General features: G+C 38.9%; 13 protein-coding genes. 8 read left to right on the forward strand and 5 right to left on the reverse strand.

Going from position 1 to position 14,951, the window contains the following annotated elements:
* Positions 1-447 (forward strand): ribose 5-phosphate isomerase A (gene rpiA, locus C4E06_RS00970; protein ID WP_107666370.1); only part of this gene is annotated, 447 nt, incomplete at its 5' end.
* Positions 448-507: 60 nt separating this feature from the next.
* Here the strand turns inward: rpiA and C4E06_RS00975 are convergent.
* Positions 508-801, reverse strand: a complete 294-nt coding sequence (locus tag C4E06_RS00975; protein WP_107666371.1) for a hypothetical protein — start codon at positions 799-801, stop codon at positions 508-510.
* A 409-nt stretch (positions 802-1,210) separates the two neighbouring features.
* On the opposite strand from C4E06_RS00975, the gene C4E06_RS00980 reads away from it, so the two are divergent.
* Genes C4E06_RS00980 through C4E06_RS00990 form a run of 3 tightly spaced genes read left to right on the forward strand, consistent with a single transcriptional unit; the run spans position 1,211 to position 4,116 of the window.
* Positions 1,211-3,058 (forward strand): polysaccharide deacetylase family protein, encoded by a 1,848-nt coding sequence (locus C4E06_RS00980; protein WP_107666372.1) that lies wholly within the window; start codon positions 1,211-1,213, stop codon positions 3,056-3,058.
* 51 nt (positions 3,059-3,109) lie between these two features.
* Positions 3,110-3,418 carry a nucleotidyltransferase family protein gene (locus C4E06_RS00985; RefSeq protein ID WP_107666373.1) on the forward strand — a complete coding sequence of 103 codons (309 nt, stop codon included), beginning with the start codon at positions 3,110-3,112 and terminating at the stop codon, positions 3,416-3,418.
* Positions 3,419-3,477: 59 nt separating this feature from the next.
* Positions 3,478-4,116, forward strand: a complete 639-nt coding sequence (locus C4E06_RS00990; protein WP_107666374.1) for a Uma2 family endonuclease — start codon at positions 3,478-3,480, stop codon at positions 4,114-4,116.
* Here the strand turns inward: C4E06_RS00990 and C4E06_RS00995 are convergent.
* Positions 4,101-4,901 (reverse strand): DUF3153 domain-containing protein, encoded by an 801-nt coding sequence (locus tag C4E06_RS00995; protein ID WP_107666375.1) that lies wholly within the window; start codon positions 4,899-4,901, stop codon positions 4,101-4,103. The two genes, C4E06_RS00990 and C4E06_RS00995, sit on opposite strands and share 16 nt — an antisense overlap.
* Before the next feature lie 97 nt (positions 4,902-4,998).
* Complete coding sequence (locus tag C4E06_RS01000) at positions 4,999-7,251, reverse strand: ribonuclease R family protein (RefSeq protein ID WP_107666376.1); 2,253 nt, start codon at positions 7,249-7,251, stop codon at positions 4,999-5,001.
* A gap of 535 nt (positions 7,252-7,786) precedes the next feature.
* Here C4E06_RS01000 and hypF point away from each other — a divergent pair.
* The 4 genes from hypF (at position 7,787) to C4E06_RS01020 (ending at position 13,079) form a co-directional block, all read left to right on the forward strand.
* Positions 7,787-10,069 (forward strand): carbamoyltransferase HypF, encoded by a 2,283-nt coding sequence (gene hypF, locus C4E06_RS01005; RefSeq protein WP_107666377.1) that lies wholly within the window; start codon positions 7,787-7,789, stop codon positions 10,067-10,069.
* 54 nt (positions 10,070-10,123) lie between these two features.
* Positions 10,124-11,101: an HD domain-containing phosphohydrolase gene (locus C4E06_RS01010; protein WP_107666378.1), complete on the forward strand. Its 978-nt coding sequence runs from the start codon at positions 10,124-10,126 to the stop codon at positions 11,099-11,101.
* Positions 11,102-11,203: 102 nt separating this feature from the next.
* On the forward strand, positions 11,204-11,689 hold the full coding sequence (locus C4E06_RS01015) for a DUF4079 domain-containing protein (RefSeq protein WP_107666379.1): 486 nt from the start codon (positions 11,204-11,206) through the stop codon (positions 11,687-11,689).
* Positions 11,690-11,918: 229 nt separating this feature from the next.
* Positions 11,919-13,079 carry a nuclear transport factor 2 family protein gene (locus C4E06_RS01020; protein WP_107666380.1) on the forward strand — a complete coding sequence of 387 codons (1,161 nt, stop codon included), beginning with the start codon at positions 11,919-11,921 and terminating at the stop codon, positions 13,077-13,079.
* Between the two features lie 41 nt (positions 13,080-13,120).
* On the opposite strand, the gene C4E06_RS01025 is transcribed toward C4E06_RS01020, so the two are convergent.
* Complete coding sequence (locus C4E06_RS01025) at positions 13,121-13,483, reverse strand: DUF2237 family protein (RefSeq protein ID WP_107666381.1); 363 nt, start codon at positions 13,481-13,483, stop codon at positions 13,121-13,123.
* A gap of 41 nt (positions 13,484-13,524) precedes the next feature.
* On the reverse strand, positions 13,525-14,895 hold the full coding sequence (locus C4E06_RS01030; protein ID WP_107666382.1) for an efflux RND transporter periplasmic adaptor subunit: 1,371 nt from the start codon (positions 14,893-14,895) through the stop codon (positions 13,525-13,527).
* Positions 14,896-14,951: the final 56 nt, after the last annotated feature.

The raw sequence follows: 14,951 nt of genomic DNA on the forward strand, positions 1-14,951 counted from the left end.
ATTGATGGGGCTGATGAGGTTGATCCTCAAAAAAATCTAATTAAGGGCGGTGGCGCAGCCCATACTCAAGAAAAAATTGTCGATAGTTTAGCCGAACAGTTTATTGTGGTGGTTGATGGCGGTAAACTGGTGGATAAGTTAGGGTCAACTTTTTTATTACCGGTTGAAGTCATTCCCAAAGCGGTTGTTCCTGTGATGCGAAAATTGGAACAATTAGGCGGAAAACCAGAATTACGCATGGGAGTCAAAAAAGCCGGTCCCGTGGTGACAGACCAAGGTAATTTAGTGATTGATGTCAAGTTTGACAGTATTGATGACCCTGCTACTCTAGAAAAAACCATTAATAACATTCCTGGTGTCCTCGAAAATGGCTTATTTGTTGGGGTCACTGATGTGGTATTGGTGGGTGAAATTATTGATAATAAGCCTGTCGTCCGAGAACTTTAACAAACTCTTATTACCAGTTTAGGGGGACAATGATGATTGTCCTCTTTTTTGTTTAAATAACTACTGACTGCGAACATCTTGATACAAATAAAAATTAAAGACATCAAATAAACCCCCAACCATGGCACAAGTTACGCCAATGGTTAACATTCCTTGTACCGGATATCCTTCCCCAAAGGTAGACAGAAAGGATAAAACAAGTTCTTGTCCCATTTGACCCAATACAGCAATCCCTGGAATATAACTAACGGTTAACAATGTCCCTAGCATTCCCCCTAGAAACAACAGAGGGGTGACAAAGCTCAGTAATACGCTTAACAGAAGGGAACGAAATAAATTAGACACAGTGGTCATCTCCCAATTAATACAGCCGAACAAATCAAAGATGGTGATTTGTTATATTTGCTCTTCTTTTACAATAAGTTGTTTTTGTTTGTCTAGGGGCTAATGTCACAAAATCTTAAAATTTTATTAAAAAACTTGGTAAATAGCAATTAAATGATAGGTAAATTCGGCTATATTCCTACATTTCGTCGAGTTACGCAACTTTAATGTAAAATTATATTAAGTTTTGTTTGTGAATGTAAAGAAGATAGGGCATTAGGGAATCAGCCCACTCGGGATTCACTCTACCCCAAGAAGGAGACAAACAACTGGGAGAAAATCTTAAATTTTCAATAAATTTATAACAGTTTTGTTTTAATCAAGGAACTTTACACTAAAATTTTATCAATCCTTATTTGACTTATTTAAATAAATCTTTATGTTTTCGACTCCATCACAATGGTTTTCTTTTAAGCTTGCTTTAGGCTGTGGTAGTGGCTTAATTATGACTCTTTATAGTTTAATTTTGCTCAATTTAGTTTATAACGATAATTTAACGGCAAAGAATAGACTAACATCTGCCCAACTTCAACAAGAAAAAAATTGTCAGTCTGCGACGGTTGACTCTTCTGCTGACTACTCCAAATTAGGACTAAGTATTCATTCTTCTCCTGAAGCGATGGGAAGGGTTTTTTCTAATAATCCTTTAAACCTACAAGACTGTTTAAAGGGGGTTATTTCTAATCATAAACAGCCATTAAATATCTCACCCACCACATTGCCTGAGTTATGGAAAGCAGCCGAAAAAGCTAGTCAAACTGTTGCTAAACCGTTTCCCTATATTCATGAAAGTGCGAGAGCCGCGAAAGTTCCCATCTTTATGTATCATGATATTCTGCCCAAAAAAGAAGTCTTTTTTGATGTAACTCCCGAAGAATTAGAAAATCATTTTAAATACATTCGAGAACAGGGTTTAACCCCCATTAGTCTTGATTTTTTATTAGAGCATTTACAAAAAGGAATTCCGCTACCTGATAAACCCATTTTACTCAGTTTTGATGATGGTTACGGCGGCCATTATGACTATGTTTATCCTTTATTGAAAAAGTATAATTATCCGGCTGTTTTCTCAGTTTATGTGACGAAAATGGATGGAAAAACAGCCCGTTCTAGTTTAACCTGGGAACAATTACAACAACTAGCTGATGACCCCTTAATTACCATTGCTTCTCATACCATTACTCATCCGAGAGATTTAAGAGAATTATCCGATGATGAACTATTTCAAGAAGTAATGATGTCCAAAGAAATTCTAGAAAAAAAATTAGGCATTCCTATTAAATATTTCACCTATCCCGAAGGAAAACACGATGCTAGGGTCAAACAATGGGCTTTGGCTGCTGGTTATAAAATGGCGTTAACCATGTCTAATGAAGAAGAAATATTTGTGGGAGAATCCCCTGATTTATTAAGTATTGGTCGGTTTGGTCAATCGCAATTACAAGTGGTTTCCCCTCAAGCATGGGGCGGTTATCCTGGAGAACATTTAGAGGGTGGATTTAATTTTACGGCCAATATTACCAAACGAGAACATAAAATTGATGGGGTAGAACTCATTATTATTAATGGTGGTAAACCTGGGACTATTCATGCCGATAGTCGTTATCAAGTGCCAGAAATTATGGCAACCAGCGAGGCCGTTGCTGCGGTTGATGGGGGGTTTTTCTCCTTAAAATATCTCGACTCCAATGTAATGATCGGGCCAGTGATGAGTCAAGGGGGAGAATTCGTTCCAGGAAATAAGAGTGAAAATCCCAGATTGAATGGTCGGCCTTTGGTTTTAATTAGTGATCAATGGGTTAAGTTTGTCCCCTTTGATGCAGACAGTCATAACAGTTGGCCAGGGGTTGCGGCTGAATCCGATGACGGAGAATTTATCACCGATGCGTTTGTAGGGGCTGCTTGGTTAGTGAAAGATTCTCTGGCACAACCTTATGAGAGTTTTGGCAATTTATTTGATTTTCATGTGCCTCGACATCGGGCCTTTTGGGGAATTCATCGTTCCGGACAACCCATGATCGGGGTTTCTAAAAACCCAGTTGATTCTATCAAATTAGGCAAAATTTTGCAGCAATTAGGGTTTAGGGATGCGGTTATGTTAGATTCTGGGGCTAGTACCTCTTTAGCCTATGAAGGGGAATCTTTGGTGGGTTATACGCCTCGTCCGGTTCCTCATGTAGTCATTTTATTACCTTCTGTGTCTTCTTTATTGGAAACCACAGAGTAAAATTTTAAGGTAATTCTTAAACAATTCTAAGAATATCTATGTGTAATTACAATGCAAACAAATAAATCTGATTTTCACCAAATTCTTGATATCTTAACAAGCTACCTAGAGAATTTAAAACTAAAATACCAAGTCAAAAGTTTAGGAGTGTTTGGTTCTTTTGTTAGAGGAGAAGCAACAGATAATAGTGATTTAGATTTATTGGTAGAATTTCAAGGGGATGTAACTTTTGATAATTATATGGATTTAAAATTTTTACTTGAGGATTTATTTAAGCGCAAAATTGATTTAGTGATCAAAGAAGATATAAAACCTCAGATTCGAGAACGTATTTTAGAGGAGACGGTTTATGTCTCGTGATCTTAGAGTGTATCTTACTGATATTTTAAATAGTATTGAAAAAATTAAATCTCAAAAAAATGTTGCCGACTATCACTCCAGATAAAATCGATCTTCCGGCAGGAACAATTTTAAAGTTTCCTGGTACTTTAGCCGATTATGAACACCTTTTAAAGCAATTAGGCGATCGCTCAATTCCTCGCATTCGTTTCCGAGATAACCATATTCTACTCATGAGTCCTTTACCTGAACACGCTAATGAAATAGATATCATATCGGATCTAATTAAAGCACTGTTACGCTATCAAGAAAAAGATTGGCAAAGCTTTCATCCTATAACACTGAGGTATGGCAAAAAACCAGGATTAGAACCGGATGCTTGTTTTTATATCGACAACTATCAAGCCATACTGGGAAAACGTAAACTAGATATGAGTATCGATCCGCCACCAGATTTAGCCATAGAAATTGATGTTACTTCTTTTACTGACATCGAAGATTACATTGCTTTGGCAATTCCTGAAGTCTGGATTTACAAAACGAATGAATTACACATTTATCATTTTACTGAGAACCACTATATAGAAACTAATAATAGTTTTATTTTTCCTGATTTTTCCGTCAAAGACATTGTTCCTCACTATGTTGATCGTGCTTGGCAGGTTGGTTCATCCGTTGCTTTGAGAGAATTTAATGACCATCTTCAAACGGTTTTTTGAACCCCTGGAAAATGTCGATGTTTAGCGAAGAATCCTAATAGAATAACCAAAATAATAATAACGGTTCCAATACCTAAATAACTAGGAACCCAAAAAGAGGTTTCAATGTGATTAATTTGACCGGGTTCGAGTTGCCAACTGGTTTGAGTATAGTTAGCATTGGATTCGCTATTTAAGGTACTTTGTTTATCAAGATTGTTCACTCGGAAAGGAGCATTTAAAACAAACTCTAAATTAACTAAAGAACCCGGACTAACAATAACATTTCCTTGGTTAGAAAGTACCCCTAATGCTCTTAAATCAACATCAATATTTAGTTTATTTCGCTCGAAAAATATCCAGTTATTTTGGTTAATGGACATCTCTGCTTTCAGTTGCACTAATTCGGGATTTTCTACTTTTAAACCAGAGTCAATTTTAGAATAATTAGGGTTAAAAAAGTGATTAAACTTATCGGTTAATTCTTGACCATTACTAAAAGGAATTCTGACAATAATTTCTTCATCGGAAACTTTTTGGGCTTTTCCTTGTAATGCTTTGGCGCGACTTTCTAAACTATTTAACCATTGATTGGCTTCGGTTTTACTCAAACTGGTTAACTGTTGGGCTAAGCGAATATGTTGGACAATTTCCCCATTGTGTTGTTCATAGAAATTCACTCCAACATCGTAACGAACACATCCGGTTAATAAAACGAATATACTCAGAATTAGAGGTAAGAATAAACGGTTTAAAATGCCTCTTTTCTTGTGATTTTTGGTCGCTTTTTTTTGCTTACTTACCATTAGTTTACCTTGTAAAATTAACAATTAACTAAGCTGTTGAAATATAAATAGGGTTGGGTTTAGCCTTGCTAAACCCTGACGAGATTTTGTTTAATTCTTATTCCTCATTCCAGTCACCATTATTGGCTGAACTTCCTCCACTGACGGTAACTAAGTCAATTTGTTGCCGATAATAATCGACACTTTTAACCTCAACTTCCACTTCATCTCCTAAACGATAAGCAATATGATTTTTGCGCCCAACTAGACAGCCATGACGGGAACGGTATTCATACCAGTCGTCTTTTAGAGAACTCACATGAACTAATCCTTCTACTAATAAATCTTCGATTTCTACAAAGAAACCGTAGGATTGAACCCCGGTAATTAATCCTTTGAAAACTTTACCGGTGCGTTCCTTCATTTTTTCAGCTTTTTGTAGTCCTTCGAGGTCTTTTTCCGCTTCTTCGGCAGTTTTTTCGCGATCGTTGAGATAGGTGACTAAGAAGTGAAATCGTTCTTCTAATTCTTCTTGCATGGCCGGGGGTAAAACATTCCAATTAATGTTACCATGACAGCTACTACTAAAGAGATTAACCCCTGTTTTAGTTTGTCGGGTACGGCGATCGCGTCCATCACTAAACACTAATTTTAAGACCCGTTGAATTAAGAGATCAACATAGCGTTTACCTGGGGCAATACAATGGGTGTAACAGTCCTCATAAGCGAGGCCAAAATGAGAACCGGGATGACTATTATATTTAGATGATTTTAGGGTTTCATGGAGTAAATAACTGAGAACATGAACATGGGAAGATTTCCCTAAAGTTTGGGTTAAATTGTAGTAATCTTGGGGGGTGATTTCTTCTTCTGATTCAAGGGACGCTTCTAACCCTAAATTTTGGGCTAATTTGAGTAAGTCTTCTAACTCTTCCCAGTCCGGTTCAGGTTGAGTACAATAGATTCCTGGTATCCCTAAAGCCTGAATGTGGTTAGCGACAGCTTTATTGGCTAACACCACTAACTCGGTCAACAAAGAACGAATGGGAGTTCGAGAGGAGGCAATTAAAGTCCCGATTCTACCCTCATCTTGATAAGGCGATCGCGGTTCTAATTGTAGTTCAAAACCCCCTCGTTGTAACCGTTGGGCCTTGACTAGGGGACTGAGGGTAAAGAAAAGGTGTTTAAGTTTCTCGGCCAGAGGTTGTTGATCATCGGGGACTTGTTCTAAGTCTGCTAAAATCGATTGCACTTCGGAATAGGTGAGTTGCCGATCGACACGAATGACGGTCGGTTCAATGCTGTATTCTTGCAGTTGACCATTTTTATCAAACGTCATGATCACTGAAACACTCAAAAAGTCTTGATCCGGTTTCAAGGAATAACGTTCGGTGACGGCTTCGGGTAACATGGGTAAGACTTTTTTCCCTAGATAGACCGTGGTTCCCCGTTTTTTAGCGATTTTATCCAGTACAGAGTCCGGTTGAATATAGTGGGCGATATCGCTAATATGGACAGCAAACTGCCAGTCATTGTCTTCTGTTTTTTCCAGGGTAAAGGCCGTTTCGATAAAGGGTAGACAGTCTCGTTCCGTCTCTTCAGTCAAGGTAAAGGTGAGGACTTCACGCCAGTCGGCCCGTTTGTCGATGGTTTCGGGATCAAAGGTGGTGGGTAGTTCGTTGGCTGCGGTTTCTACCGCTTCGCTGAAGGTTTGGGAAAGATCGTGTTTACAGCAGACAATATCCGTATCGGCAGCTGCTTCTGCATCGCTGCCTAAAATGCGGGTGACTCGTCCCAGGGGGGGGTGTTCCCCGATGGGATAACGGACCACGGACACATGGACTAGATGATCCACCGCTGCCTCTAAGTTCCCCCCATTTTGTTCTAGCATTAATTCAAAGAGTAAGCGATCGTCAAGGGGAATGGCTTGATAGGTTTCCTCTTCTTTTTTGACTTGGGCCAATAAAGAGGGGTTGGCCCGTTCTAAAATGAGTCTCACTTCTCCTTCCGGGGACCGGCGACGGGTTCCTTCTTTAATGACTTTGACTAAAACGCGATCGCCGTTCCAAGCGTTACTTAGATGGAGTTCTCTAACATAGATGTCTTCTGCATCTTCTTCGTCTTGGATAGCGAAGCAAAACCCCTTACTCGAACAGCGTAACTTGGCTTCTACCACATCGTCTTCTTTAACCCGACGATATTTACCCCGTTCTTTTTCTAGGATGCCAACTAATTCTAATGCGTCTAGGATGATTTGTAATTTTTGGACGCTTTCTTCGTCTTCACATCCTAATTTTTTCTCTAGGAGTTTGGCCGCCACCAATTTGTTATCACTGAAGTGGGATAATAATGTAGCGATTGAAAATTCCATCTATAAATAGTCCTTGCTAAATGTGAGTGAGTTTGATTGATCTGAAGATAGGAAGATAAACACCGGATCAGTTGATGAGTAATGCTTTGGTTTAAACTTCACACCCCAGTCTTATTGGTTAACTATCTAGGGTTAAACCAATACACTCCCAATGGAGTTTTCCCTAGGAACCTTTAATGTCATGGTTGAGAAGTACGCTTGAGAGGCAAAGAGAGAGTTATATCTTTGGAAAGGGGGACTCTCGTTGTAGACTCGCTTTGCACCAGAATAGACCAATCTAATGAAGCGTTAACTTCTCTTGATAAACTCATCTGATTTATTATTTTACCAAGATAAGGGACATTTTGAATTGAGTTCCCTGTTAGGGGTTTGGTGTGGGGTTTCGGGTGTGGGGTGTCGAGTGTGGATAAGAATTTGTCGTTTACGCTTAATTCTAGACAACTGAACACTGCTATCAAACAAGGACAAGTTGTCGCCAAACTCTCTTAGATTGAACTCAGATATCAAACAATAGGATAGTTTATTTTCTTAGATTATGAATCAGTTAAAACGATTAAAAATTATTATTCAAGGGGCGGTTCAAGGGGTGGGATTTCGTCCTTTTGTTTATCGCTTAGCCACCGAATTAAATTTAAAAGGATGGGTTAATAATTCTGCATCTGGGGTGTTTATTGAAGTGGAAGGAGAGCAAACAAGGTTACAAGACTTTTTAGCTAGAATTCCCCAAGAAAAACCGACTATCTCCCAAATTAACACCTTAGAAACGACTTGGCTAGACCCCATTAACTATACCAATTTTGAAATCCGTCACAGTAGTAGTGGAGAAAAAACAGCCATCGTTTTACCTGATTTATCCACTTGTTCTGATTGTTTACAAGAGATTTTTGATCCTAACAATCGACGCTATTTATATCCGTTTACTAATTGTACTAATTGTGGGCCTCGTTACACTATTATTGAAAAATTACCTTATGATCGCCCCCACACCACCATGAAAGCTTTTACTATGTGTGAACGCTGTCAAGAAGAATATGAAAATCCCCTTGATCGGCGCTTTCATGCCCAACCTAATGCTTGTCCGATTTGTGGTCCAAGGTTAGAACTATGGAATGACAAAGGAGACATATTAGCTAATGATAATAGTGCTTTAACTTTAAGTATTGATGCTTTAAAAAAGGGCAAAATTTTAGCTTTAAAAGGGTTAGGAGGATTTCAGTTAATGGTTGATGCTAGAAACACAAAAGCCGTCACCCAATTAAGACGGCATAAACATCGACCTCATAAACCATTTGCTTTAATGTATGCTTCTGTAGAAGCGATTAAAAATGATTGTGAAGTTAATGATCTTGAAGAAACAATCTTAACCTCTCCTCAAGCCCCTATTATTCTCTTAAAACGGAGAAATAATGATCACTTAAGTGTTGAGATTGCTCCTAATAATCCCTATTTAGGAGTCATGTTACCCTCGACACCATTACATCATTTATTACTCCATCAACTCGATTTTCCTCTCGTAGCGACCAGTGGTAATCTTGCCAGTGAACCTATTTGTATTGATGAAATAGAAGCTTTATCAAGATTAAAACAGATTGCTGATTTATTTTTAGTTCACAATCGTCCTATTATTCGTCCTGTAGATGATTCCGTTGTTAGGGTAATGGGAGAAAGAGAAATGATCCTTCGTCGTGCGAGAGGTTATGCACCATTTCCTATACAAATTCATGATAAATCACCAAGAAAAAATAAGGATATTCCTAACATTTTAGCCGTCGGCGGACACTTAAAAAATACTATAGCTATTCTTAAAAAAAATCAAGTTTTTATCAGTCAACATATTGGAGATTTAAGTACAGCAGAAGCATTAAAATCATTTAATCAAGTCATGGAAAGTTTGGAAAAATTATATGATTTTGAACCAGAAATGATCGTTTGTGATGCTCATCCTGACTATGTATCGAGTCAATATGCAAAGACTCAAAATTTACCCTTAATGACCGTTCAACATCATTATGCTCATGTACTTTCTTGTTTAACCAATAATAACTTAAATCCTCCCGTTTTAGGAGTTGCTTGGGACGGCACAGGATACGGTGACGATAACACAATTTGGGGAGGTGAATTTCTTCTCGTTAACGATAATAACTATGAAAGAATAGCTTATTTTCGTCCCTTTAAATTACCAGGAAGCAATCAAGCAGTTAAAGATCCTCGAAGAATCGCATTATCTTTATTATCTGAAGTATTAGAAGAGAAAGAGCAGAAAAAGTTACCTTTTTTAGAAACAATTTCAACCAAAGAATTAAACTTAGTCAAACAAATGTTATCTCGTAACCTTAATACGCCCTTGACTTCTAGTGTAGGAAGATTATTTGATGGCGTAGCAGCCCTGATAGGAATTTGTCAGAATATAAGTTTTGAAGGACAAGGAGCAATGGCCTTAGAATATGCTATTAATGGTTTAGAAATTACGGAAAGTTATCCCTACGAAATTAAAGGTTCAGTTTATCCTTTAGTGATTGATTGGGAGTTAATGATCAAGAGTATTATAGAAGACAAAGTTAATCACATATCTCATCAAAAAATTGCCGCTAAATTTCACAATACCTTAGTAGAAATGATTATTAATATTGCTCAAAAAAGTCAACAAAAGAATATCCTTTTAACAGGAGGATGCTTTCAGAATAAATACTTAACAGAAAGAGCAATTTTACGCTTAAAACAAGCAAACTTTACCCCTTTTTGGCATAATAATATACCTCCCAATGACGGAGGAATTGCTTTGGGACAAATTATGGCCGCCATTCTTTCAAGAAAATAGTTTTGTGGTGTTAGTTTGGTATAATCAAAAGATGAAAGCGTAACCTTAACAAGCGTGGATATTTTTGGAAGTTCAGAACCTGCAAAAATCCTAGTGGTGGATGATCACCCCTTTAGCCGTGTTATGGCAGTGGATTTATTAAGTACCAGTGGTTATTATGTCATTGAACATGATGGTGTTTCCGATGTCTTTGCTACAGTAAGAAACCTCTCTCCCGATCTCATTTTGATGGATATTAAAATGCCGAATTATAATGGCTTTGAAGTCTGTCAAACCTTAAAACAAAATCAAGAGACTCAATCTATTCCTATTATTTTAATGAGTGTCACGGATGATAATCCATCCCGTCTCAAAAGCCAAGGAGTGATGGCCGATGCTTTCATGAGTAAACCCTTAGAAAGTATTGTTTTATTACCCGAAGTAGAACTATTAGTGCAACGAAAACGACTCTATGAATGGCTAGATCAGATACAACAAGTATTATTTTTGATTTCTCAAGCGATTCAAAAACGTTATTCTCCCGAAGGAAAATCAGGAATTCGATTTGATCAATTAGCCCAAGGATTTGGGGAATATCTTAACTTAAATCAGGTACAAATTAGCGATCTCATTTTAGCTTCTCATCTCCATGATATCGGTACCGTTGCCATTCCTGATGCAGTGATGCTCAAACAAGGAAAATTAAACGAAGAAGAAAAAGAATTAATTAAAAAGCACGTTTTAATTGGGGAAGAAATTTGTAAACCCATGCAAAACCGTCGCGGTATTGCCCAAATTATTCGTCATCATCACGAACGGTGGGATGGTAGCGGTTATCCTGATGGTTTAATCGGCGAAAGTATTCCTAAATTAGCACAAATTTTTCAAATTTTAGATATCTACGAAGCATTAACCAGTCAAAGACCTTATAAACAACCTTATAGTCCCCAAGAAGCCTTAAAAATTATCAGCGAAGAAGCCGAAAAAGGATGGCGAAATGTCAAGTTAGTGAAACAATTTGTTGCATTTATGGAAGAAAAAGAACTGGCTTAAAAAAATCTTAAGAGACTTGCGGAAAAAAATGCAATTCTGGGTCAATTTTTTAATATAATTATCATAATTACTCTTGAAAAATTATGATAAGGCATTAGAACTATGGGAGACAAACTTGCAGATATGTTGGAACCCTTGGCCGCGTGGTTCCGTAGTTTAGGCGTACCCGAACCCATTGTTCATTGGGGACACCCAGTCATGATGGGTATTGTTGTGTTAGTGATGGGTAGTTTTACCGCCTATATGGGGTGGCGTAGTCGTTTCGTAACGGACCCGGAAGTTGTCTCAGAAAGTCGCGCTTCTCATCGTCAGTTAGCCCCTTGGGTCTTTCTTTTTGTTACCCTAGGCTATACTGGCGGCGTGCTATCTTTAGTGATGCAACAACATCCTATCTTAAATAGCGGTCATTTTTGGACTGGAACCGCCGTTATCGGCTTAATGGCCATCAGTGCAATTACCCCTTTAATTGGGTTTAATGGAGATCAAAAAGAAGGTTATCGCGCGTTTCATGCTTATTTAGGTGGTGTGGTTGCCATTGTGTTAATTGCTCATGGTATTTTAGGATTAAAATTAGGACTTTCTTTATAGGTTTTTGATTATAAAATAATTCCTATTCCGGTTTCTTAAAAGGGGCCGGTTTTTTATATTCCCCCCACACCCCCCACACCCCCCACACCCCCCACACCCCCCTTTATAAGGGGGGCAGGGGGGGTTAAGGGGGCAGGGGGGGTTAAGGGGGCAGGGGGGGTTAAGGGGGCAAGAGGGATTGAAATAGGCAACAGTCAGTTTTTTTAAACGTTAGTTCCTAATATTTTTCATGAATAAAAAAACAGCAAAAGAGATTATTGAATCTATTTATCAAGCCATTAACAACCGAAATATTCAAGAAGCGATGCAATGGGTTGATGATGATTGTATTTATGAAGATGTCAACTTTTCTAAGACATTTCAAGGTAAGAATTCTGTTAAACATCTCTTTCAAGAATCCTGTGATAATGTTCCCGATGATTTTAAATTTGTGGTGGATGAAATTACCACAGGAGATCCCTTAAAAGTTGGGGTTTTATGGCACGTTGAACTCGATAATATTCCCATTCCCAATGGTAGAGGGGTTAGTTTTTATCGTATCTCAGAAACCACAGGAAAACTAATCTTTGCCAGGGATATTGTTGAACCTCCCCTGAAACCTGGTAAACTCTCTTTTTTGATCATTCGTTTAGTAACCCCTTTAATTAAAACATTGTTAAAACAAGATTCTAACCCACCAAAAATGCAATTAATTTTATCAAAAGTTTTATGGTTTCTCGCAGGAACTTATATTTATATTTTGCTGTGTTCTTCCCCTAATTTTATTTTACCAGGGGAACCGGTTTGGGCTATCCAACCAGAAACTATCAAAGAAGTTATCAGCGAGTCTATTAATTTTTTCTTTGTGTTACCCATCTTAAATACCCTAGGAATTTCTCTTATGAAATCTCCTGTGGTTCATCCGGCCATAGAAGCACAATTTAACTTTGCTGAAGCTTGGATATTTATGTTTTTGCCTTTATTATTAGCCGATAAACGGGTCAGAGATTTCCCAAAATTTGCCCTTTGGACTGTGGCCATGTTTCTAACAAATGTGTTTCTTTTGCCTTATATGGCCTTTCGATTTAAACAACCCACTTTAGAAAAAATAGAAGAACCCCAAAAAGGAATTTTAGACCATATTTTCGGTTGGACAGGGTTAATCGTTGGCATTATTGCTATTGTTTGGTTATTTATAGGACGGCCAGAATTTGGAGATTTCAGCCAAAGAATAGACTATTTCATAACACAATTACACAGTAGTCGTGTGGTTATTGCCTTTGCGGTAGATATGGTTTTATTTGCCATTTTTCAAATAGTTTTGATGGGGGCAGTTATTCCTCCTGAAAATCCCCAACGTCCCTTAAGGTTTATTCCTTTCTTTGGTTTGGCTTTATGGTTAATTGTGTAACAGTGAGCAGTTATCAGTGAACAGTTATCAGTTACTATAAATCATGCAGCATACTGTTTTAATTCATCTAAAGAAACGGCTTCTAATGCTCTGATATGAGTCGCTTCTAAAATGACAGGAGGTGCGACTCCTGCGTCTTTTGCTTCTTGCCAACGGGAGACACATAAACACCAGCGATCGCCGGGTTTTAAGCCAGGAAAATTATAAGCGGGGATGGGGGTACTGAGATCATTTCCTTGCTGTTTAGTAAAGGTTAAAAATTCCTCAGTGACTTGAGCGCAGACAACATGAACCCCGAAATCTTGCCCTCCGGTGCGACAATAACCGTCACGATAATAACCCGTCATGGGGTCACTACAACACAGTTGTAAATCGGTTCCTAATACGTTTTTTGCGTCTGTCATTGTGTAATATCTGGTGATGGTGTTCAGAAAAGTTATCAATTCTACTGTTCCCTTGAAGAAGTCAGAGACGCTTCTTTAATAGCGCGACCATCTCTTAAGTCAAGAATACGACTCACCGCAATGCGATCGCCCGGTTTAACCCCAGAAATCACCTGATAAGATTGACCTTGAATGGTTCCCACTTTCACTGGAACTTGTTTAGCCACTAAACTATCTTGAGACGCTCCAGGTTGAGCTAAAAAGACAAATTTTTGTCCCCCTAAACTACTCACCGCAGTGGTGGGAACCAACACCCCAGGTTGTCTATCCCAGATAACTCTGGCTCGTACATACTGCCTATCCCGTAGACTTCCATCATTACGAAAAGCCATTTTCACGAGAACCGACTGAGCATTTTGATCCACTTGAGGGGCAATATAAGTGATTTGTCCTTGAACCCCTGGACTGCCATCCTGGTTAATTAATTCAACCGGAAGTCCTTGACGGAGACGGTTACGGTTTTCGACAGGAACATTAACGTTGAGATAAAAGACTTGATTATCGGTAATGGTGGTAATTTGCTCACCGATGCTCACACTATCGCCGATTTTTTTCTCATTAAACTCACCAATGACCCCAGTAATGGGAGCTTCTAAGAAATTATACCCTAGGGTCACTGCGGTTGCTCCTTGTTGCCCTTGGGCTTGAACAATGGAAGAACGACGACTATCTACATTCGCCAATGCTTGCTCAACTCGTCTTTCGGCCGCTTGTAGGTTATTTTCTTGCGCCCTGAGTGCTTGTTGAGAAGCATCACGGGTTTTGAGGGTAGATTGCAGTTGCGCTTTAGTTGCGTTGAGGGTCCGGGTTGCGTCGTCGAGGGTTTGGGTGGGGACAACATCTTCTGATTCAAGGAATTTTGCTCGGTCATAGTTTTGTTCGGCTAAGGTTAGCTCTGCTTGTACCCTTTGGACTTCCGCTTCAGTGCTGGCTAAAGTGGCTCTAGCGTTTTCTACGTCAGCTTTGGCGCGATCGCGTTCAGCTTCTCGTTGACGATATTCCGCTTCAGCTGCTTTAAGATCAGCCATAGCTACCTTAAGATTCCCCGTAGCGGCCACTAAATCTTGTTGTTGTTGTTGGGGTTCAATTTCAATTAATCGTTGTCCTTGACTCACCCTATCCCCTTCTCTGACAAAAATGGCCTTAATTCTTCCATTGGTACGACTGGGGGCTAACGCTACCCGTTGTCTGGCTTCGAGGGTTCCCACGTAGGCATTACTATCCACTAAGGTGGCTGGTTCGAGGGTTTGTAACTTCACCTCAACCGGTTGAGGTCCTCTGGCGGTGGGTTCGTTACTGGCGCAACCTGTGGTTAATAGAGAAACCATTAACGCGGTTCCTAACCATTGTTGAGAGCATTGAAGGGGTTTCATGGAACTAAAGTATTTTTGCGATCACATCGAATGTAGCAAAATAAATAGGTTTTAGG

The organism is Cyanothece sp. BG0011 (assembly GCF_003013815.1).
Classification (GTDB): domain Bacteria; phylum Cyanobacteriota; class Cyanobacteriia; order Cyanobacteriales; family Microcystaceae; genus Crocosphaera.